The sequence below is a fragment of the Reichenbachiella faecimaris genome (assembly GCF_900176375.1).
In the GTDB taxonomy this organism is placed as follows: Bacteria; Bacteroidota; Bacteroidia; order Cytophagales; family Cyclobacteriaceae; genus Reichenbachiella; species Reichenbachiella faecimaris.
On the sequence record NZ_FWYF01000001.1, the window covers coordinates 127,249 to 149,984 of the forward strand.

Consider the following 22,736-nt stretch of genomic DNA (forward strand, 5'->3'; position numbering starts at 1 on the left):
TCTTAACTAATTGAGTGACCAACCGTCATGCCAAATAATATTATTTTTAGATTCATATTTTTAGCAATTCTTATTGCAATCAATTCATTTGAATCTGTTGGTCAGGGTAACGTTTCTTACACCTTTGAGGAGGAGTCTCTAGAATCCGCATTAACAAAAATTGAAGAGGACAATCAGGTTCAGTTTTATTATGTGAATGATTGGATTGATGGCCTCAATGTCAATGGAACCTATACCGCGAGGACTTTAGAGGACTTAATAGATGAATTGCTTTTTCCTTTTGGACTAAGTACTATTAAATACAACCAAGATTCATACATCTTTTTGAAAGCATTGAAAGACGGCCAGGTGATAGAAAGCCGGCTTGAAAATGGTGAAGTTTTAAAAAAAATGGTTGTAGGAGATGCTGAGCGGACTTCTGATATAGCTACAGTCAAAGGACACATCAAGGATGCTGAAAGTGGCGAACCAGTAGTAGGTGCTACGCTGTATTCCAAGACGCTAAAAAAAGGTACCGCGTCAGATTATACAGGAAATTTTGAAATCTCACTCCCTGCTGGCGAACATATTATGACACTAAGTAGTGTGGGGTTTCACGAGGACAAACTTCATTTAGTACTATTTTCAGATGGACAGATAGAAGTCTCTTTGGTTCGCAATACCAATTCCCTGGATGAGGTTACCATTACTGGTCAGGCAGAAAAAGATGTAGTGAGTGAGGCTCTTATGAGTATGTCGGTCGTGGAGATGAAACAAATTGAGTATGTACCATCACTATTGGGGGAAAGAGATGTAGTAAAAACCATTGCACTGCTGCCTGGTGTTGTCTCTGGAGAGGGAACCAATGGATACTCTGTGAGAGGAAGTAATTTGGGGCAAAACCTTCTTTTTGTAGATGGCGCTCCAGTATATAATTCAGCTCATCTATTTGGCCTCTTTTCAATTTTCAATCCCGGAGTAATAGAAAACACTACAATTTATAAGGGTACGATGCCAGTGGAATATGGTGGGCGTGTGGCATCAGTAATGAATATCAACGTAAAAGATGGAAGAAATGAAAAGATTGTAGGTGAAGCTGGCATAGGGTTGATATCTAGCAGATTAAATCTGGAAGGCCCATTGTCAAAAAAAATGAATTTTGTACTGGGAGGACGAGTGTCTTATATCAATAGATATCTGGACAGATTGAAAAATTCTAATATCAGAAAAAGTAGAGGGGGTTTTTATGATGTCAATGCAAAACTCACTTATAGCCCCTCGGACAATGATTTACTTAGTATCAATAGTTTGCTGAGCAATGATGATTTCACACTGCCTAATGGTGATGAGATCAATTACAACACTGGACTGGCTTCGTTAAAATGGAGTCATACTTTTTCTAAAAATTCTATCAACCATCTCACACTGGCCTATAGCACATACGAAAGTCACATAGGCTCACAAGATTCTCTGCTAAACAGATCATCTCAAAATCGAATCACAACAGGTTTGATAAAATCAGATTTTTCCTTTTACAGCATTGAAAATCATTCCATCAATGTAGGCCTTGAGGCGAATTTTACAAACGTTGATCCAGGAAAAGAACAGTTGACAAAGACGGATGGTGTTTCATCCGTACAAATAGAAAAAGAGCATGGTCTTGAAGTATCTGTTTTTGCAGGTGATGAATTCTTGATAAATGATAAACTTACGTTAAGCTATGGCTTGAGATTTTCTAATTTTTTCCTGATCGGATCTGGGACCTCTTACCAATATGAATCTCAAGAGGCAAAAAGTTCATCAAGTGTAATAGATTCTACTACCTATTCAAGAGGCGAACTCATACAATCTTATGGTGGTTTAGAGCCAAGGCTCTTTGTTAAATATGCAATAAATAATGATTTGGCACTGAAGTTCAATGCAGGAAGATCTTACCAGTACATCCATCTGGTATCAAATGCAGCTTCAGTTTCTCCTCTGAGTATCTGGAAATTGAGTGATACCAACCTGAGACCTCAAAAAGCTGATCAAGCTTCAATTGGTATTTTCAGAACACTTCACAATAAGACTATTGAGCTGAGCAGTGAAGTTTTCGTTAGAAAAATCAATGACCTACCTGATTATAAAAATGGCGCTGTACTCATAAACAATCCACATCTGGATCGAGATCTGGTGTCAGGCACAGGCAGGGCGTATGGAGCAGAATTTCAGGTAATTAAAAAAACGGGTAAATTATCTGGACTGCTGGCCTATAGTTTCACCCGTTCCTTGATCGAGATGAAAAGTAGTATTTCGGAAAACCAAATTAACGGAGGAGAGTATTACGCCTCTGATTATGATATCCCACATAACCTATCCGTTACAGGCGATTATCAATTGACCCGAACGTGGAGTTTGTCTTTTAATTGGCTTTATAACTCTGGAAGACCAATTTCTTATCCAGAAGCTATTTACAATCAGAGTGGTACACCTGTTTTGTTTTATAACAAAAGGAATGAGTATAGAATGCCCGATTATCATCGCCTTGACCTATCACTAAATTGGAAGACCCCCAATTTGAAAATTCAGAAAAACTGGGACTTCAGCTGGTCTTTTTCTGTGTACAACGCGTATGGCAGAAGCAATGCGTACTCCATATATTTTGTAAGAGAGGGAAATCTACCTTCAGCTAAAAAACTATCGATTTTAGCTAATCCTGTACCTTCAGTTACGTTAAACATTAAAATGCTGTGATGATAAAGAGATTGGTGATGTTAGTACTAGTAGCTAGTAGTTGTGTCGAGTCTTACGAGCCTGGTATTGAATTGAATGCGTCTTATATTGTTGTGACTGGTGGTATTTCTGATATTTCTGCTACCTCAGTTAAAGTTGAAAGAACTGTTGCGATAAACACCAATGACTTGTCTACTGGTTCGGAAGTGAATGAAGCAATCACAGGTTTACAGATTACCTTATATGATGAGGACGGTCCGCAAGAAGTGCTTTTAGATCAGGGAGATGGTAATTATGCAGGGGTATCAGTAGGTGTAGTTGGCCGAGCTTATCATATTCAAATCTTGATGCCTAATGGTGACCAAATTGTGTCAAGCCCTCAAACATTAAAACCTGGGCCTGAAGTAGCCGATTTGCTCTTGGAGCAATTTACTGAGCTAGAACAAGTGGGTAATAATGAAATAGGTGTAGACGGTTTGAATCTCAATCTGTACATGAATCAAAGTGAAGTAATATCACATTATTATAAATGGACATTGCACGGTACCTACGAGTTTCAGGCTCCTGCTGTGCCAGGATTTTCATGTTATGTGAATGATGGTTACTTTGGTTTTTTTGGATTGGCTGAAAGCATCTCTTCTGACAAGGACTTGTTTTCGAAACGCTTAATATTTTTAGAACCCAATGGTAGAAAATTTTCCATAGGGTACAGTATAGAAGTGAGCCAATATACCATGACTGATGATGCATACAACTATTGGAAAAAAATTGACGATCAGCAGAATAATGTGGGTTCAGTTTTCGATTCTCCACCAGCCAGGATAGAAGGTAATCTTAGCTATAGTGATAAGGAGGAAACAATATTGGGCTTTTTTGAGGTCAATTCAATCAGAAAAAAACGTTTGTTTATTAACCCAACGGACTTCGCTGAGTCTCCCATATTGGCAACTGCAGCTTGTGCACCAGAAAAGCTGAACCCTCCTGACTGGTGCAGTGATTGTACTGCACTACCATCAAGTACAAGTAAGAAACCTATATTTTGGCCATGAGGAAAGGAAATTCTGCTAAAAAAATGAGAACGAGTTCTAAGGTAATATGCGGCCTTTTTTTCTTGGTGTGTTCAGGTTTTATTTTCACAAGTAATACCAACACTGTGAAACGATTAATCTTGAGCCTACAAGAATACCATCTCAAGTATTATCAGGAAAAAATTTATATTCAAACTGATACAGATGTTTATTTTGCAGGAGACGTGGTCTGGTTGAGTACCAGACTATTAGACGCTCAGGATCACACTTATTCGAAGTTGAGTAGGGTCGTGCATGTGAAACTCTTAGATGATCAAGGTAATGAACGCAGTCATAAAAAAGTTCTAACCACTGATGGTGTGGGGCATGCTGATATATTACTAGAAGACACTTTATCTGGCGGAACATACAGCCTATTGGCTTATACAGAATGGATGAAGAATTTCTCTCAAGATATGTTCTTCAGCAAAGAAATTTTTGTTGTGAATGAATCAAGTGAAAAAATAGATGCTGTGAAATGGAATGATAGAGAAATAGATGTGACCTTCTTCCCTGAGGGTGGTACGCTAATCGAATCAATGACCAACAAAGTAGGGTTTAAAGTAATTGATAGTCGTGGACTAGGGGTAGACGTACAAGGCTACGTGCTCAATGATCAGATGGATACTATCGCAAAGATCAATACCTACAAGTTGGGTATGGGAAGTTTTTTTCTTTGGCCTAAGAAAAAGGAAGCTTATGAGCTACATCTTGAATGGCAGGGTGAGGTAAGGAGATATAAATTACCTGAAGCTGAAAAAAATGGAGCAAATCTAAGAGTGAATCTCGATTCCATGAATGATGTAAGTGTAGCTATAAACCTGACCAAGGAATTAGTTAAAAATCTACAAAAAATTATTCTTATTTCACATTGTAGGGGACAGGTGAGTTTTGCTGCAGAAGGTAAGGCCGTTTCCAAAAGCACCATTTTTATCCCCAGAGCCAAAATGCAAGCTGGCATTAACCATATTACAATTTTTGATCAAGATGGGTTGCCTATAGCTGAAAGACTACTGTTCATACCACCAGAAGTGGATTCGGATTTGGTTATTTCTCAGCAAAGTAATATCTATGGCAAAAGGACTGAGGTGGAACTGAGCGTAAGTTCAGCCATGACAGAAGATGCGAATTTTACTATTTCTGTTCATGATCGCCCGCCAGTTGGGTCTGATAATATTGTTAACTATTTGCTTCTTGACTCGGATTTGAAGGGTCAGGTGGAAGAACCCAAATTCTATTTGAATGATACGGACAGTGCAAGAATTGCTGCTGACCACCTCATGCTCACTCAGGGATGGGTGCGTTTTAATTGGAAGCAGATAGGAGACTCTACTGCTATGAACTTGTCATACTCAGCTGAAAATCAAGGAATTGTTTTTAGAGGGAAGCTGATTAATAGGAAAACTAATTTGCCCGTCACAGATACTTTATTTATGCTTTCACAACTTTATGGAAGAGCGAACTTTCTGTTTGACAGAGCTAAAGCAGACGGTGAGTTTACCTTCCATCTCCATGAATTCTACGATAAGAAAAAGCTGTTCGTAAACATGTTTGGCCAAGATTCCTTAAACCAATATCAACTATGGTCATCTGAATCCTATGATCCTTTTGAGTTTACGCATATACCGTTTCAAGATAGAGTTAGCACGCCTTGGACAAGCTACTTAGAATCTAAAAAAACAGATGATCTTGTCATAGACAATTATAGATTGTATGCGCCCAGTACTTCGTTAAATTGGCGTACCCCTCAGGCTTATGAATCTTTCAAAGTAGGGCAAAAATTGGCTTCACCTGAGTACGTCGTAAAGCCTGAAGAGTACGTCGAATTAAATGACCTTAAGGAGTTGTTATGGGAATTACTTCCTTCCACTTCAATGAGAAAAGTAGATGGAGAAAACAAAATTTTCGTGTATAAGTACCAGCAACTGCCAAACAAAATCAGAAGGGAAATTCCAGATTTTAATGATAAACCTGCTACACTTTTTCTAAATGGAATACCCATTTTCAATGAAGAATTTGTTTTTAACAACCTTGAATATGACAATATTGAAAAAGTGGAAGTGTTTATTGGTCAATATGATTATTCCGATCACAGATTTTATGGGTTTGTTTCAATTACAACAAAGGATATTTTTAACGAAAAAAGCATTTTGAATGGAACCTCCAATGCTGTAGACTATTATGGTATTTCACTGACCAGAGAATATTATTCACCAAAGTATGAGATGAATAATACTTATACTAATCGTATCCCTGATTTAAGACACCTGCTTTATTGGCAGCCCAGTGTTTCTATTAAAAAGAAAGATAGTTTATCAATGGTATTTTATACTTCAGATGTGCAAAAAGACTTTTTTGTAAATATTGAGGGAATTAGTCAGTCTGGCATACCTTTTCAAGTAACTAGCAAGTTGACAGTAGCATCAAATCAACCATAGGTAGGAAAGCAAAAGCTTTTCTAATTTATATCAGCACACGAAAGCACATGGACATATCAGCATTAGTCAATCAATTGTCAGGAGTATTAGACGATCAAACATATAAGGCTTCTGACGTACTCGCAAAAATTGGATCAGAGGAAGTGGTTCTTGAAATGATCAAATTGCTGGAACATCCTCAAGACGACTCCAAAGTGATGGCTGCCCGAACCTTAGGGGCAATTGAAAACAATCAAAGTGCGTTGGATGCTTTGCTTCAGGCTATCGACAACAATCCTGCTATAGCTGGAGAACTCTTGGTAGAATTGGAAGGGTTTGATTTGAGTGCGAAGTACGTTCCCATCTTTAAGTATTCTCTTTTTGGCAATTTCAAAGTAGCAACTGTGGCTCAGGATTTATTAGATCACAAGGAATTTGACATTACTCCCAGGGTAATCAAGAAGGCGACTAAAGCCTGGCATCATTATGAAAATAATGTAAAACACGACGAAGTCTTTGAATTAAAAAAGGTAGAAGTAGAAGAAATGCTAGCCGATTTGCAAGCATTTGTGGATAGCGAATAACCTATGCTGGAATTAGAAAATTCGTATCGTGCAGAATTGCCCTCAATATTTTATGACGATCAGGCACCAGAGCCTGTAGCAAATCCCAAATTGATTTGTTTCAATGAGTCACTGGCTGAGTCCTTGAACCTGACCAAGGAATTTTCAAGTCCTGAATTTGCTAAAGGCATCTTATCAGGAAAACAAGTGCTTAAGCATACAAACCCTATAGCACAAGCCTATGCGGGACATCAATTCGGGCAATTTACCATGCTGGGGGATGGGAGAGCAGTATTATTGGGAGAGCAGGTGGTGGATGGCTATCGCTACGATATTCAGCTCAAAGGCTCTGGTGTAACCAAATTTTCCAGACGAGGGGATGGCAGGGCTACCTTGTCCTCCATGCTCCGTGAGTACTTGATGAGCGAGGCCATGCATCATTTAGGTATTAAAACTACAAGAAGTTTGGCTGTGGCTAAAACAGGTGATTCAGTATATAGAGAACACGTGAATGAAGGTGCAATCCTAACCAGAATAGCGAAAAGCCATATTCGTGTAGGAACTTTTGAATATGCAAGATTTTATACTGATCAACTGGAGACATTTACCAAATACGTCATCCAACGACATGATCCTGAATTATTAGGAAATGACAATTATGCCATTGAGTTTCTGAAAAAAGTCATGAGCAGACAGATAGATCTGATTGTAGACTGGATGCGTGTGGGCTTTATTCACGGTGTAATGAATACGGATAACATGTCAATTGCAGGAGAAACGATAGACTATGGCCCGTGTGCGTTTATGAATGCCTATCACCCAAAAACGATCTTTAGCTCCATTGACCGCCAAGGTCGATATGCTTATGGCAACCAACCTTACATGGCACATTGGAACTTGTCTATATTGGCGAATGCCATGCTGCCATTGATAGACCATAATGAGAAAGAAGCTATTGCTCAGGCAGAATCTATCCTCCACACTTTTCCTGAAGAATACACCAAGAGATTTACATCCATGATGTGCCAGAAACTGGGTTTTGTATATCACGAAAAATCAGATCAACTACTAGTGGAAGAACTTCTATCAATACTTACTAAGCATTCGATCGACTACACCAACTTCTTTGTCTCCATGAGGTATGAATCTATAGATGAAAAATTGCTTGCAGATGAGGCATTTATTGCCTGGCACAAGAGATGGCAAAAAGCTTTCAACCGATCTGAAAACAAGCAGGATGGTTTAGCTCTGATGGATCAAAGTAATCCTGTAATCATACCAAGAAATCATTTGGTAGAGGACGCACTATCAGACGCAGTAGACGGAAAGATGTCCACCTTCATCAATCTGATGCAAAAACTGTCAGAACCATACACTCGCCAGGACATGCAACACGTGCCAGCTGGCTATGATCAGAGTTATCAAACTTTTTGTGGAACTTGATTTCAAGGATTTTTTTCAGAATTGATTGAGGAAAGGCTTGATCCATGGCTTAAATCCTATACTGCCCATTATTGATCTTCTTATTTTAAATATTCATCGAAATCTTTCTTTAAAATCATTTCTACCTAGTTACTTTGTAAAATGAAGAAGGTGTATGGATGTAACTATTGTAGCTAACATAGAAATGCGAAAAAATTCACCCTCTCCGCAAACCTCCTTCCTGTTCCTCCCCATAATTTCTAATGCATTAGCATTAGATCACTTTATAAAAGTGTTTAGGTTTATTTCTAAGTATCCTTTAAGCAAAATGAATATGGCAAAAAAAATACTTTATACTGTAGCCTTATTATTGGCTGTATTTTATGCAAATGCTCAAAATTCTATTGGCGTGAATACAGATACGCCCAATCCGAATGCAGCCTTAGATATTAGACCGGTAAGTGGAGAAGTTCAAGGTGTACTGATTCCAAGATTAACAACTGCTGAACGAATAGGTATGACATTGGTTGATGAGGATAATGGATTGATGGTTTTTGACAGCGATCTTGGCCAGCTTTACATTTGGTTCAGTGGAGAATGGTTGCCTATGGCGATTGAAGGTGCATCAGTAGTGAATACGGATGGCATTACAATCAATGGAGATGGAGGAGCTACCCCACTGGCTGTAAATGTAGGGACAGGTTCAGATCAAATTGTGCAATTAGATGCCGCAGGGCTACTACCGCCAGTAGATGGTTCACAATTGATCAACTTGCCTACGTCCGTGAATTCGGGAAATGGAGTTACCGTGTCAGGAACCAATTTGAATTTGGGTGGAGCACTTACGGAGACTGCCAACATAATAACAGCTGCTGGTTCAGACGTATTGATAGATGGTGCTGGTACATTGGACATAGATGCTCTGGCTGATTTTAGTGCACAATCGAATTTCTCAGATATTAATGTAACTGGAGGAACTATTACAGGCTCAAGCCTGACCCAAGCGGATAATACTTTCCTTTTAGAAGATGAAAGTACAGGAAATAATGTGGCATTTGAACTGAGTGGACTAACCACTAACCAATCTTATTTGATGCCAGACGCCAGTGGACAAATTGCCTTGATAAGTGACATTACCACTGGCCTGTGGGCAGAAAACGCAGGTGATATCAATTATTCGGTTGGAAATGTCGGGATTGGAACAGTGACGCCATTATCACCTTTGCAGGTAGAAGACGGGTTGAGTTTTTTTAGGTTTCAAAACTCTACTGAAGGTATTTTTGGGAATTTTATAGGATCTGAATTGTACGTGGACAAGTCGAATACAACAGATAATCAGCTAAGACGAATTTCAGGTGCTCCTGGAAGTTTCATTTTCTTTGAAAATGGTGAGACTTCATTTATACATGTAAATTCAGGTGCAGCAGATGCCGCCGCAGATTTGAATGCCGACGTAGAATCTTCTCTGACGCTTTTATCAGATGGCTCAGCAGAATTTGAAGGGAATGTCACATTCAAGTCCAATGAAGCTATAGCACTACCTGTCGGCAATGATACAGACAGAAGTGCCATAGCTTCTCCTCAGGATGGTATGATCAGATACAGTAATGAATCTGGATTCGAAGGATTTGAAGGCCTGGTGTTGGGTTCTTGGGAACCATTGGGAGGAAGTGGTTCTGCTTTGACCTTACCTTATTCTGATGGTTTAGGGTCTAGTGCAGTTCCCCTATTCGAATTGATCAATACAGATGTGGGAGGAGGTACTACCGCCAGTTTTGGAAACAGTTCTGATTTAGACGCCACCCTGAAGGTATATACTGATTTAGGTATTGGAGGCACAGGTCTACTTGGTGGTATTACCTTGGCCAGTTTCGACGATGGAAGCGTTTTGCATAATGTATCTAGAATTACGAGCAATGTGTTAGATGGAACCGCAGCCGGGTTTGCTGGTGATTTGGAGTTTGAGGTGAGCAACGGAGCGGTACTAAGTAAAGCCCTGAGCCTAAAACATGATGGCGACGCTGAGTTGTCTGGAGCTATCAAAATTGGAGATACAGGGAATACAATGGACACCTCAGATGAAGGTATGCTCAAATATGTTCTGGGTTCTGGTTATGAATATTGGAATGGTGGATCTTGGCAACTTTTAGGCGCTGGTACTCTAACGGGAGCAACTAATGGACTAAATGTGAATGGATCAAATATTGAACTGGGTGGCAATCTCAATACCACTACAGAAATAGCAGCAAATGGTTTCGAGTTTACAGTAAGGAGAGGGTCTGCATCAAACGCACCCACCATGCATCTGTATAATGATAATGGAGGCATTGGAACTGGGGGTTCATTGGTGCTAGAAGGTATGAACAGTGTCTCGAATCCAGCTACTTTGGGGAAAATTGAAACTCTAATGACCAGTACTACCTCAGGAGCTGAGTCTTCAGAATTAGTATTGAGTGTGGTAACCAGTGGTAGTTTGATTGAAGGGCTTAAGATAGATGATGTAGGTGAAGTAAATGCCAACTATTACAAATACAATAACCCAATAACCAAATATTACGGTATTGCGCCTGGCGATTTCAATATGATTCAACAAGCTGCTGCTGATAATGTATTAGTGGCCAATAATGGCAATTCGGTTTACATATCTTCTGCATCTGCAGCAGCCGGAGCACAAATTTCTGCTCCAGTGCATTTGCCAGATGGTGCAGAGATTCAGGCTGTAGAAATATTTGGCCGAAATACAACAGGCATTAATGCAACAGTACATTTTATGGCTAAGTCATACTCTACTGCTGTGACATTCGACGATACTGTGATTGTTCCAGATGGAACCTCTGGTATTACGGGTTTTCAAATAGCAGCATCTGTAGGTAAAATAATTGACAACTTTTCTAATAACTATTTTATCTATATTGATATACCCACTAGTAGTGGATCGACTGCGGATTTTACTGGTGCTAGAATTACATATACCGTCACAAGCGTAGATTAAGGGCATGAGATATATTGCAATTTTCATATTTACCCTGATCGCTCAAGTGGCGGTTTCTCAATCCACCAATTTTGGATCTTCTACAAGTGTGGATGTAGGGAGCAACGCTGCTTTTTATATAAACAGTGAGGCCTCAATTGAGGGCAAACTGGCTAATAGTGGATTACTAGCTGTAAAAGGGAATACTAACTTTTTGCCGTCATCATTTTTTACAAATAATGCAGAAGCCTCATTGACGATTGAAGGAAATGCTTTGTTGGATGGTATAACAGAAAATAATGGATTTATAGATATTTTGGGAGAAACCATTGTATCTACATCTGCACTTCTCAATAATAATTCGGGCGCTGTTTGGTCTTCTGAAGGTGATACTGGATTAGAAGGAACCCTTGTCAATGACGGAGAGTTTTTCATAAAAGCAGATTCCGAAACCACAATTGACGGTCAAATGGAGAACCATAATGAATTGACTTTTGAAAGTGATGTTAGCCTGACAGGAAGCTTAAATAACATAGGCGTATTGAATGTTTTGGGAAATTTATCAGTGACTGGAACAGGCACCTATGCAAACCCTGATGGTGCGTCTTCTACGGTAATAGGTAATTTAGATCAAATTGGCCCATTTGAGAATGGTGGAATCATTGAGGTAGCTGGTGATGCCGTTTTTTACAGTACTGTTACGAATAACAATGAAGCCGTTTTTAATGGAACTTCTTCCTTTGGAAGTGATATGATTAACACTCAAAAAATGTTTCTTGGGGGCACTACAGATTTTACTGGTGATCTGTCTAATAGCGGAGAAATAATTTCATTTGCAGACGCACAACTAAACTTTGAACATAACAGAGATTTGGGCGACCTGACTTTTGATGATGTTGGTCGGGGTGTATCAATTGCTGAGGTAATTTTGGTGAGCAGTGCAGATTCGATATTTATAGATCATTTGAGCATAAATATTTCTGGAAAAGTAACCTTGCCATCTAATTTTGTATTGATTAGGTCTGAATTGGCGATAGCTCAGGGGGTATTAAATACTACTAATCAGGAAAACTTTCTGGTCGCAGGAAACATAAATGTGAATGCGGCCAATTCATCTGCCCCCGCTTATGTAGAAGGCAAGATGCTGGCAGTTACCTCTGATGGTGAAACTACTTTCCCAATGGGAATTAATGGGTTTCCAAATTATTTGACATTAAACAGTAATCAGTCTGGAATAACTGTAAAGGTGGAATGCAAAATGCCAGATCCTGATAGTTTATTTACAGATGATGAAACTATGGGTTTGGCAGCGGATGTGGAATGGACTATTCAAAGTTTGTCTGATAGCGCAGAGATGAGCGTGTCCGTAGAATATTCTGGTGTTGATTTTACAAATTCCCCCAATTTTATTAATGCAAGAGCGTATGATGCCACACTTCAAAAATATGATAAGAGCGATTCACTTTTTCATGCATTAAGAACCACAGAGTCGAATAATGCTAATACAGGCACTTCAATTCCCACAGAAGGCACAATCAAAACTTCAAATCAAATATGGATCACGGCGAAGCCGAGCAGGTTTGCCTTAGGCCTGTCTCCTGTGCTTACTGAACCAGAAGTCTACGTGCCCAACATTTTTACACCAGGAGCCACTTTGAGTGATAATCAAATATTTAGACCCTTCATAGGAGGAGCCATTGTCAATGCCATCACGTTCACTGTCTTTGATTCATTCAATAGAGAGGTATTCTCTTCTAGTCAATCGGGAGAGGATATAGAATTAGAGAATTTGGGTTGGGATGGAACGTTGAAAAGTGGACTGGAAGCACCTGAGGGAGTGTATTACTACAGCATCAGTATAGAATACTTGATCAGTGAAGAGGTAAGTGATGAATTTTTCAATTCTGGTGAAAGAGATCAAACGCAGTCTTTTAGTAAGTTGGGTTCAGTGATGTTACTTAAATAAAAATGAGAAAAGCGCTTTTATTTATTTTTCTTCTAAGTGCGCTATCTGCCACAGGGCAGGAGGGACAGTTCTCGCAATATTTTGCGAGTGGTGCCTTGATGAACCCTGCTTTTCCCGGGACGATTACCACAATAAACTTCAATACCAACTACAAACGAGCAGGCAGTCCAGATCAAGAAAATCATGTCGAGCTGATGCAGGGCTCATTTTCTTACCCCTTGAGAAGAGTAACCACCAAAGAAGAATACTTTGGCAGTGTAGGTGTCACCTTTTTTAGAGAAAACAGAGGATATCAAGGGGTGTACAGAAACCAGAAAATCTTGGGTAATTTCTCTTATGTAGTAAACCTTTCAGAACTCAGGAACCAATTGTTGGTTTTTGGAATTCAAGGGGGCTATGCCCAGCTAAACCTTTCAGATGATGGATATAGGTGGGGATCTCAATTTAATAAGTACTTAGACGGCGGATATGATGGTGACTTAGCAGGAGAAAGCGTGACATTTGATCCTGTCTGGTATCCAGTAATCAATTTTGGGGCCTTGTATACCACCTATGATAATGATGATTATAAAATCAGAGACTATGCATTTTCTGTGGGTATTAGTGGCGACAATTTGAATCGCCCTAAAATAGGTACAGTAGAAGGGTTTGATGCAAAAAAGGCCATGCTTTATAAGGCTTTTGCTGTTTTTCAATTTCCAATAGGTGCCAGATTTTATGGACACCCTTCTGCCTACGTTCTAAATTCTAACGGTAGTACACAATTCAATTTGGGGATGTATATTTCAACCTTTGTGAGTTCATCCCGCTCGAATTTAGGAGTGGAATTACAAACGGGCGCATGGTATCGTGTAGATGACTCCTTTATTGGTTTAATTGGACTAAAGATTGATCAGTTGAAAGTAGGATTTAGTGTAGATATGAACGCGACTAACCAAGGCTTGAATGAGCAGGTGGGAGGTAACGTGTCTGCTTATGAAATAACCCTGGGCTATAGTTTTGAACTTCACAAATCCTACAGAAGGTTGTCTAACCCCATGTTCTAAATGAAAAAAGCTCTACTCTTTATATTGTTCATCATAAGTGTGATTGGTCTCAGAGCTCAATCCATCCCTAAGATTTTGCAACTAGGTGATGAGCAATTTGAGAATAATAGGTACTTGGAGGCCATACCTTACTACGACAAAGTGTATGCGATAAGCAAAGCCAATTATTATGCTGGTTATCAGTTGGCTTTATGCTATGAACAAACCTTACAGTTTCAAGAGGCCTTGGAAACATTTAGGGTGTTGAGCGAGAAATCAGGACATGCTTATCAAACAAAGTCCATCTATAAGTATGCAACGCTCAATAAACGCGACAGTAATTTTGATCTGGCAGACTCCATCTATTTGGAGCTGGCCAAAATGCCAGATATTTCACCTGCCTTGCTAGATCTTGCCAACCGTCAGCGTGAAGGGTGCCTGTTGGCCAAAAGAGAGCAAGGGCAAAACAGAAATTTTAAGGTAGACCCTATCAAAAAGCTCAATAGCCATTTCCATGACTATGGAGCTACAGAAAACCCAGCCAATGGAAACGTTGTTTTTGCCACATCTAGAAACTTGTCTGGTGAACAATACCAGGGCAGTCAGTACAGTGGTCTATTACCTGATATGATGATGTACGAGTTGAAGGAGAATGGCAACTATCATAATATAAGTAGTAAACAGCGATTCGACAGGTTAAACACCAAATGGTCAGAGGGTTCTGGTGTTTTCAAGGCTTCAGGTGATAAGTTCTATTACACTTCTTGTGAAAATGATGAAGGAAATACGGGTTGCAAGATTAAGTTTAGTCAGCTCATCAATGACAAATGGTCTGACCCAGTGGTTCTCAATGACTTTATAAACGAAGCAAATTCTGAAAACAAACACCCATCCTTATCTGTTACTGGAGACACTTTATTCTTCTCTTCAGATCGACCAGGGGGTCAGGGAGGAAGTGATATTTGGATGAGCTTGAGAGGTGATGATGGAGAGTCTTGGTTGCCTGCTATTAATATGGGCAAGGTGATCAATACACCAGAAAATGAGATCACACCTTATTATTCCTCTCCACACCAGAGCCTGGTATTTAGTAGCAATGGACACGTAGGCTATGGTGGTTATGATCTTTATGGAGCCAAGGGCAATTCATTTTTTACGCCTGATTTATTCAACATGGGTTTTCCATTTAATTCTACCTGGGATGACACTTATTTCTATATTGGAGATAGCACAGGTTACCTGTCGTCCAACAAGGAAAACAAGGAAGTGCTGGATTTATACACATTTTCAGTTCCAGATGAGAAGCTTTTTCTGGCGCTATTGTTTGCAGGGGAATTGATGGTAGATGGACAAATCATGTCCAAATATCGAGATGTAGGAGCCGTGGATTTGGTGACTTTCAGAGCGGAAGACTATGAAGGTTATGCACTGTTTCAGCCTGTAGTGGCCAAGAAAAAAGATTTGAGGAAATTGTTTAACTCCAGTGCAGTAGAACACGGCACCATAGCATCCAATTTGGAATCTGCAAGTAAAGTGAGATCAGCCAAAACGAAAACACGCAGAGCAGCTATTGCTGAAACCAAACCGACAGAGCCAGAGCCATTAAAGATTTATGAATCTGCAGATGATGTGGAACGTTTGTATTTTGATTATGGTGATTTTCGTCTACGCAAGGCATCTGAAAAAGCTCTGAATAATATGTATCAAAATATTAAAGCTCAGCCTTACACACGTGTCAACTTACTTTCGTATTCAGATTACTTAGGGTCTGATGAGGGCAATGTGGATTTGAGCAAAAAACGGGGGAACGCAGCCAAGGACTATCTGGTTTCTCTTGGCATGCCTTCGGAAAAAATAGAAGTGCTGGCCAGAGGGGAGTTGCGTTCTGAACAAGAAAGAGACCATTGGTTTAGACGAGTTATGGATAGAAGGGTAGAGCTTCATGTAGATAGCCCTGAGCCTATTGAGTTGGCTGTGGCAAAGCAAGTGATCTTGCGAAAACCATTGTCCTTAGATATGATTGCTGAAAAGCTAAACCTTGATGTTTTGGAAGTGTATCAGTGGAATGGATCTAATCAGGAAGTCTTGGTGCCAGGTACGTCTGTCCGATTGTATATTCCAAAGAATCAGAAACTCGATTCAAAATATTTTATTACTGAAGAGAATATCTGGGATGTTTTTTGATCAGCCTTTGGTTACCAATATATAGGCACCCCAATTGTATGGATTTTCATCTTCTTGTCGATAGAGTGCTCTGGCTTTGAAAAAGGCCTGTTGAGGATTTTCTAAATCTCGTAATTGCTCATACAAAAGGTTCATAAAACGCCGTGCGGCTTGATCATTTATTTTCACCAAACTGATCAAGACATTGTCTGCACCTGCTACCAAAAATGCCCTTTGAAGCCCAAATACACCCTCGCCATTTTTGACTGTTCCTAGACCAGTTTCGCACGCGGCTAGTACCACCAGACTGGTTTGATCAAGCTGAAGATTCATGGCTTCATAGGCGGTCAGTATACCGTCATTAGAACTTCCTTCCTTCTTACTTAAGAAGATGCCTGAACTATGCAAAGGATCTACGTTCTCTGGATCATCTTTGAAGAAACCATGCGTGGCAATATGGATTACTCCAGGATTCTGAAATGCCTTGATTTGGTCTTCAGTAGCTTCTGCAAAATAATAGGATTCAGTATGCCACTTTCTCACGTCCAATATTTTTGTAATGTCTTTGGCTTCTTCCTCAGCACCCGCTAATTGTTTGAGTTGCATGTACTCAGTTTGTACGTTGGAGAAGTCGGGGTTTCCCACAATTCTGGCTTCCCTGATGAGTGGTTTGTTTTCTTTATAAATCAAATCCTTGCCACTGGTAATGTTGGATATATTGATTTTGTCTGCTACATATTTTTGATTGTCATTGTCGTAGAGGATGGCAGGATTGAGTTTGTGATAAATCCCATCAGGAGAGAGGTAGACTCTTTTGACATCAGACAAATGTGTCTGAATTGGTTCCCAAAATATCTTATAGGTAAGTTTATCTTTTATCCCAAACTTGATAGCATTGTTGTAGAGTTTCAGGCCTTTTTCAAAATCAATAGCTCTATCCCATGTGACTGCCTCGATCACGCTGTCTTTTTTTATAATAAATGCCACGTAGTGGGCTTGGTCTTCAAAACCCTGATCTAGTTTCTGATCCACTACTTTAGCATGATAATTTCTGTATTGAATGATGTCAATCATAGCGGTACTGTCAGGAATGACCTCACTAATTTCCTCCCAGGTGTGATAGGCACTTCGTTCTTCTTCCAGAAACACATGGAAAGTCTGAGCCAGTTCTTTTTCTAGATTCGCACAATAGACCTCCATTTCTTCTATATCCAATCCTTGTTTTTCGCGTTCTTCCTTTGTGAGCAAATAGGCCTGTGCCAACAAGTATTTTTCCTCTCTCCAGGTATTGTAGGTTTTAATAATCGCCTCATCACCACTAGCCAATATGATTCTACGCATTTTTTCGGAAGCATAAAATAGCATGCCTTTGGTGTTGATGAAATGATTTACGGCATGGATGGCATAAGGGGTATGTACAAAGCTGGGTTGAAAGGCCAAGGCACAATATCGTTCAATATTGCTTCTTGTTTCGTTAAAATATAGCTTGCGTTGGTTGTCTGTAAGTACTGGAAAAATATCATGCATGTGATGGATTTCAGCATCTAATGCATGGTCGAAAGCATCCATGGCCGCTAGGGTGTCTTTTGCTATAAGATGATAGATTGCCAGATCATTCACTGTTTTGATATACAATGGATGATAGCCGCCTAAGGTCTTCAATCTAATTTGTTTGGCTTGATTGAGTAGTTTTTTAGCCAAGCCCATACTGCCAAACTGCATATACAAAAGCCCCACGTTGCTCAAAGAAGTTGCGTACGTGGGATGATTGGTGCCATATATGGCACGATCCATATCCAATACTTTGGAGTAGGTGTCTAAAGCCCTGTTTAGTTCGCCCCTCAATTTATAAATACCTGCCAAGTTGCTCAGGGTGGTGGCATAATCTGGGTTGATGCTACCGTATATTTCTTGAAAGTCTTCAGCACTTTCATTGAAATATTTTTCTGCTTCGTCCAATTTACCCTCACGCATATAGATCGTAGCCAGATTATTGAGCAATTTGGGTTTTACAGATCGTATATCTTTATTTTCATCCAAGCCCATGGCTATATACTTTTCGGCGGATTCTAAATCATTAAGCTGATAATAAAGTATGCTTAGATTGTTATAGGTTTCAAGTTTAAGAATGGGTCTGCTGCTGAAGAGGCTGTCTTTGAGCGCTAGGTTTTCAAGAAGGTAAGTTTCCGAGTCAGAAAAATCCCCCAGTTCAATCATCAAAGCAGACAGCCGATCGATAGCTCTCAATAAAAGGAGTTCTTGATTTCCTTCCGCCGCTTGGATTGCCTTGATCAGGGTGGCTTCACTTTGAGCCATATCCCCAAAATTACGGTAAGTCGTACCCAGCTCAATTTGTAGTGCGATCTGAGTGGAGTCAGAGGGATTGTTGATCAGGTCTATTGCATTTTCTAATGCATCAACACTTTCGGAAAAGTCCCCTTTTTCTCTATTGTAAACGCCCTTGTTGTACAGGAACCCTACTTTTTTCTTTTGGTCATTTGCAAAGTGCCTTGTGATGATGTGTTCAGCTTTATCGAGAGATTCTTGAGCGGCTCTAAAATTTGCAGACTCTCTATAAAAAGTGGATAAATTATAATACAGGCCCAACAAGTCAGGGTGAGTTTCTGGCTTGGTTTTTAGTTCTTCGTGGAGACCACGAAGCAGAGCATCTAATCCCTTTTTCTTTTCACTAATTTCCCAAAGGGATAGCCCAATATTGTTGTATAGCGCAGCCAATCCCAGTTCAGTGACGCATCTTCCAGAATCCAAATCTTCGAGTAGAGCAGTAGCATAAAATCTGGCTTTTTCTGGTTCTGAATATTTAAAGTGGTAGACACTGTCCATTTTTTGCAAGCAGGTTTGCGCTAGTGTCTTGGGCGTGGACACAAGCAGTACTAGCAAAACAAGGAAGGTGAAATGGTGCATATTTATTCTGCGTGAGTAGCTCATTTAGATCTAATTGATATGGACAGCTTGTATCTATTGGCTGATGGCTAAAGATAATTAATTGCCATTCTGATACTAGACTTCCCGAGTAATATTTCTGTTGACGATTGGCTGTGTAATGTCCCCATGCGCCTAGATTGACCTTGGATGGAATATGTTTAATAACCCAAGCAGAAGAATTATAATCACAAATAGCCGCCTAGTGTTGGTTCATACAAGCCATATCAAACTTTTTACAGAACTTGATTTTGGCTTTTCTTTTTTTGATTTTGTATAGGCACACTTTTGAATATTGACCTTAAAATAATAAGCGTCCAGCAATAATTGCTTATTTTACAGTAGCAGCAGTATTACTACTTATCATTTGTTTTGCCACTTAATCGCAGAATGAAGTTTTCAATGAGTGTCTAATAATTGAATTGAGACAAGATGAAAGTTGCTTTTGTGAAAAATCATTTTTACTGGATGTACTTTCGTTACCGATTGGTAAAAATTAAAATTATTTTTTTAGTGGGACTGACCTATATGTCCTCACTTGGAAACGCGCTTGAGCATGCACCAAAGTTCGATTTTCCTTCCGCTACAAAATCAACCGTTTTTTCCGAATCAAAATTTGATGGAGCAAATATCAGATTCAAACATTTGTCATTAAAAGATGGATTGTCTCAAAGTACCATTAATACGATTGTTCAAGATGAACAAGGATTTATGTGGTTCGGAACTGAGAGCGGAATGAATAAGTATGATGGCTATAATTTTAAGGTTTACTTCGAAAGTTTAAGCGATACTTCTGCCATTAGCAATAATATCGTAAATGTGATTTTCAAAGCTAAAAATGGTTCGTTTTGGATAGGGACGGACAAAGGATTGAACAGGTTTGATCCAAAGACAGAGACATTTCAAAGGTTTTTCCACGATTCATCGAATCCAAATAGCTTAAGCAACAATCGAATATTTTCAGTTATTGAAACCATGAATGGTTCAATCTGGATAGGTACGGAAAATGGGTTGAATAAGTACGACAATCAAAAGGATCAGTTTATCAGATATAAAAATGACCCAACAGATCCCAATAGTGTCAGTCATAATACGATCACATCCATTCTAGAAGATAGCAAAAACCAAATCTGGGTGGGCACATTGGGCGGTGGACTCAACAGACTTAATGAAGATCAGAAGACATTTACTCGATACAAGCAAGATGCAAAGATTGCTGGAAGTTTGAGCGATAACAATGTGTTGTGTTTGCTCGAAGATAAAAGTGGTATACTATGGATCGGGACGGAATTTGGTGGTTTAAATGAATTTGATGATGAAAATAATATTTTCATCAAATACCGTCATGATCCTAATAATCCATTGAGTATTGGGGATAACCATATCAGTATTTTGCATGAAGACAAAAATGGAGCGCTTTGGATTGGCACTTATTCAGCTGGAGTTAATGTATTGAATAGCACATCTAAAATATTCTATCGCCACGAAAAACACGAAGAAGATGTAAATAGTATCAGCAGCAATCGCGTGACTTCCATATTCGAAGACCAAACTGGCTCTATATGGGTGGGGACTTGGATAGGAGGTGTAAATATTTATAATCGAAATTCTCAAAAATTTATCCATTATAAGCATGAGCCCAACAATATCAATAGCATTAGTCACAATGATATTCGGCCCATTTTCGAAGATAGCAAAGGTTTTTTGTGGGTTGGCACTGATGGAGGAGGCCTAAATAGAATTGATAGAAGTAATAATGAAATCAAAGTCTACAGAAACAATAATTCAGATAACAATAGCCTAAGTAACAATCATGTATATGATATCAAAGAGGATAAAAATGGTATTTTCTGGATAGCTACTGATGGAGGTGGGCTAAATGAGTATAATTCTGAAACTAACACTTTCAAACATCACAATCATGATCCTTTGAACGCTAATAGTTTGAGCAATGATCATGTCCGAATAGTTAATATTGATCAATCAGGAAAATTATGGCTAGGAACAAATGGAGGTGGGCTTGATACTTACGATCCCGAAACAAAAAAATTTACAAATTATAGGCACAACCCACTCGATAGCAATAGTATAGCAGGTAATAGAATATACGCCATGTATATTGATGCTTCTGAAAATGTTTGGTTAGGAACTTATGGAGGAGGCCTTTCGAAATTAAATCAAGAAACAGGGCTATTTGCCAACTACAAAAATTCGATAAGTGAGAACTCGACTATTAGCAATGACTTTGTACTATCTGTTTATAAAGATGGCAAAGGATACATTTGGGTTGGAACCTCCGTTGGTCTTTGCAAAATGGATCAAGAAACTGGATCCTTCGTGACTTTCACTAAAAAGGATGGGCTCCCTGATGATGTGGTTTATTCGATTATATCAGATGGCAATGGTGACATCTGGATCAGCACAAATGGTGGACTTACTAGATTTGATCCTGAGAAGATGGATTTTAAAAGCTTTGATGTGAAAGATGGGTTGCAGAGTAATGAATTTAATACAGGAGCCTCATTTTTATCTGAAACAGGAGAAATGTTTTTTGGTGGAATCAATGGATTTAACTCGTTCTATCCTAAGCAAATAGCCAATAATCCAGATGTGCCAAATATTGTAATTACCAATTTTACTTTGTTCAACAAAGAAGTTCCAATTGGAGTTATGGAAGATGGCAGAACCATTCTATCTCAATCAATCACCAAAACCAAATCATTAGAATTATTCCATACTGATAGGGTGTTTGCGTTCGAATATGCAGCTCTTCACTACGCTACCCCAGAAAAAAATGAGTACGCATATATGATTGAGGGTCTGGAGGATGAATGGAATTATGTAGGGAGCAGACGATACGTTTCTTACACAAGTTTACCCCCAGGCAAATATGTATTCAGAGTGAAAGGATCCAATAACGATGGGTTATGGAACAACGAAGGAACAAGCATTCAATTAACAATTTTACCCGCTTGGTGGGCAACAATATGGGCGAGAATTATATTGATCGCAGCAGTAATTGGCATGGCTACTTATTTGTATAAGTTGAGAATGAGAAAATTGAAGTCGCAAAAAAAGGTACTTGAGAATGTAGTTGCTGAAAGAACGAAGGAACTAGAGGAAAAAAATGAACGAATAGTTCAGCAAGCTGAAGAATTGCTTGTTTACAACGACAACCTCAACCAACTCAATGAAAATTTGGAACAAACCGTAGCCGAACGAACCAAACAATTGATTGAAAAAAATAGAAAACTTGAAGAATACGCATTTATGAATGCTCACAATCTTCGATTACCTATCACCAATATTCAGGGCATTATACAGCTTTTTGATGTTGAGAGATCTTACGAAGAGACCAAAGAAATGCTTGATTTGGTCAAAGGACAATCAGATCAAATTGACAAAGTCCTAATAGATATTCAATCCAAACTGGAAAAGGATAACTGATCCTTTTAATAAAGAAACCTTTCCTCTTAGGATAAGCTCTTAAAACATCAAAATCTTTCTA

The 22,736-nt window shown here is 39.1% G+C and carries 11 protein-coding genes; 10 read left to right on the forward strand and 1 reads right to left on the reverse strand.

Going from position 1 to position 22,736, the window contains the following annotated elements; translation table 11 throughout:
• Positions 1 to 27 precede the first annotated feature (27 nt).
• The 9 genes from B9A58_RS00515 (at position 28) to B9A58_RS00555 (ending at position 16,306) form a co-directional block, all read left to right on the forward strand.
• Positions 28 to 2,712: a TonB-dependent receptor gene (locus B9A58_RS00515; protein ID WP_084370468.1), complete on the forward strand. Its 2,685-nt coding sequence runs from the start codon at positions 28 to 30 to the stop codon at positions 2,710 to 2,712.
• Positions 2,712 to 3,740 carry a DUF4249 domain-containing protein gene (locus B9A58_RS00520; RefSeq protein WP_084370469.1) on the forward strand — a complete coding sequence of 343 codons (1,029 nt, stop codon included), beginning with the start codon at positions 2,712 to 2,714 and terminating at the stop codon, positions 3,738 to 3,740. Before B9A58_RS00515 ends, B9A58_RS00520 begins: the two co-directional genes overlap by 1 nt.
• Before the next feature lie 104 nt (positions 3,741 to 3,844).
• Complete coding sequence (locus tag B9A58_RS00525; protein ID WP_139793694.1) at positions 3,845 to 6,196, forward strand: hypothetical protein; 2,352 nt, start codon at positions 3,845 to 3,847, stop codon at positions 6,194 to 6,196.
• A 47-nt stretch (positions 6,197 to 6,243) separates the two neighbouring features.
• Positions 6,244 to 6,759 carry a HEAT repeat domain-containing protein gene (locus B9A58_RS00530; protein ID WP_084370471.1) on the forward strand — a complete coding sequence of 172 codons (516 nt, stop codon included), beginning with the start codon at positions 6,244 to 6,246 and terminating at the stop codon, positions 6,757 to 6,759.
• A 3-nt stretch (positions 6,760 to 6,762) separates the two neighbouring features.
• Positions 6,763 to 8,181, forward strand: a complete 1,419-nt coding sequence (locus tag B9A58_RS00535) for a protein adenylyltransferase SelO (protein ID WP_084370472.1) — start codon at positions 6,763 to 6,765, stop codon at positions 8,179 to 8,181.
• 313 nt (positions 8,182 to 8,494) lie between these two features.
• The gene (locus B9A58_RS00540; protein ID WP_139793695.1) at positions 8,495 to 11,152 is read left to right on the forward strand and encodes a hypothetical protein; all 2,658 of its coding nucleotides are present in this window, start codon (positions 8,495 to 8,497) and stop codon (positions 11,150 to 11,152) included.
• Between the two features lie 4 nt (positions 11,153 to 11,156).
• Entirely contained in the window at positions 11,157 to 13,097 is a 1,941-nt protein-coding gene (locus B9A58_RS00545; protein WP_084370474.1) for a hypothetical protein, read from the forward strand.
• A gap of 2 nt (positions 13,098 to 13,099) precedes the next feature.
• Entirely contained in the window at positions 13,100 to 14,143 is a 1,044-nt protein-coding gene (locus tag B9A58_RS00550; RefSeq protein WP_084370475.1) for a PorP/SprF family type IX secretion system membrane protein, read from the forward strand.
• Complete coding sequence (locus tag B9A58_RS00555) at positions 14,144 to 16,306, forward strand: OmpA family protein (protein ID WP_084370476.1); 2,163 nt, start codon at positions 14,144 to 14,146, stop codon at positions 16,304 to 16,306. It abuts the gene before it with no gap.
• On the opposite strand, the gene B9A58_RS00560 is transcribed toward B9A58_RS00555, so the two are convergent.
• Complete coding sequence (locus tag B9A58_RS00560; protein WP_084370477.1) at positions 16,307 to 19,234, reverse strand: CHAT domain-containing protein; 2,928 nt, start codon at positions 19,232 to 19,234, stop codon at positions 16,307 to 16,309. It lies immediately after the preceding gene.
• A gap of 426 nt (positions 19,235 to 19,660) precedes the next feature.
• Here B9A58_RS00560 and B9A58_RS00565 point away from each other — a divergent pair, with 426 nt between their 5' ends.
• Complete coding sequence (locus B9A58_RS00565; protein ID WP_084370478.1) at positions 19,661 to 22,675, forward strand: two-component regulator propeller domain-containing protein; 3,015 nt, start codon at positions 19,661 to 19,663, stop codon at positions 22,673 to 22,675.
• Positions 22,676 to 22,736: the final 61 nt, after the last annotated feature.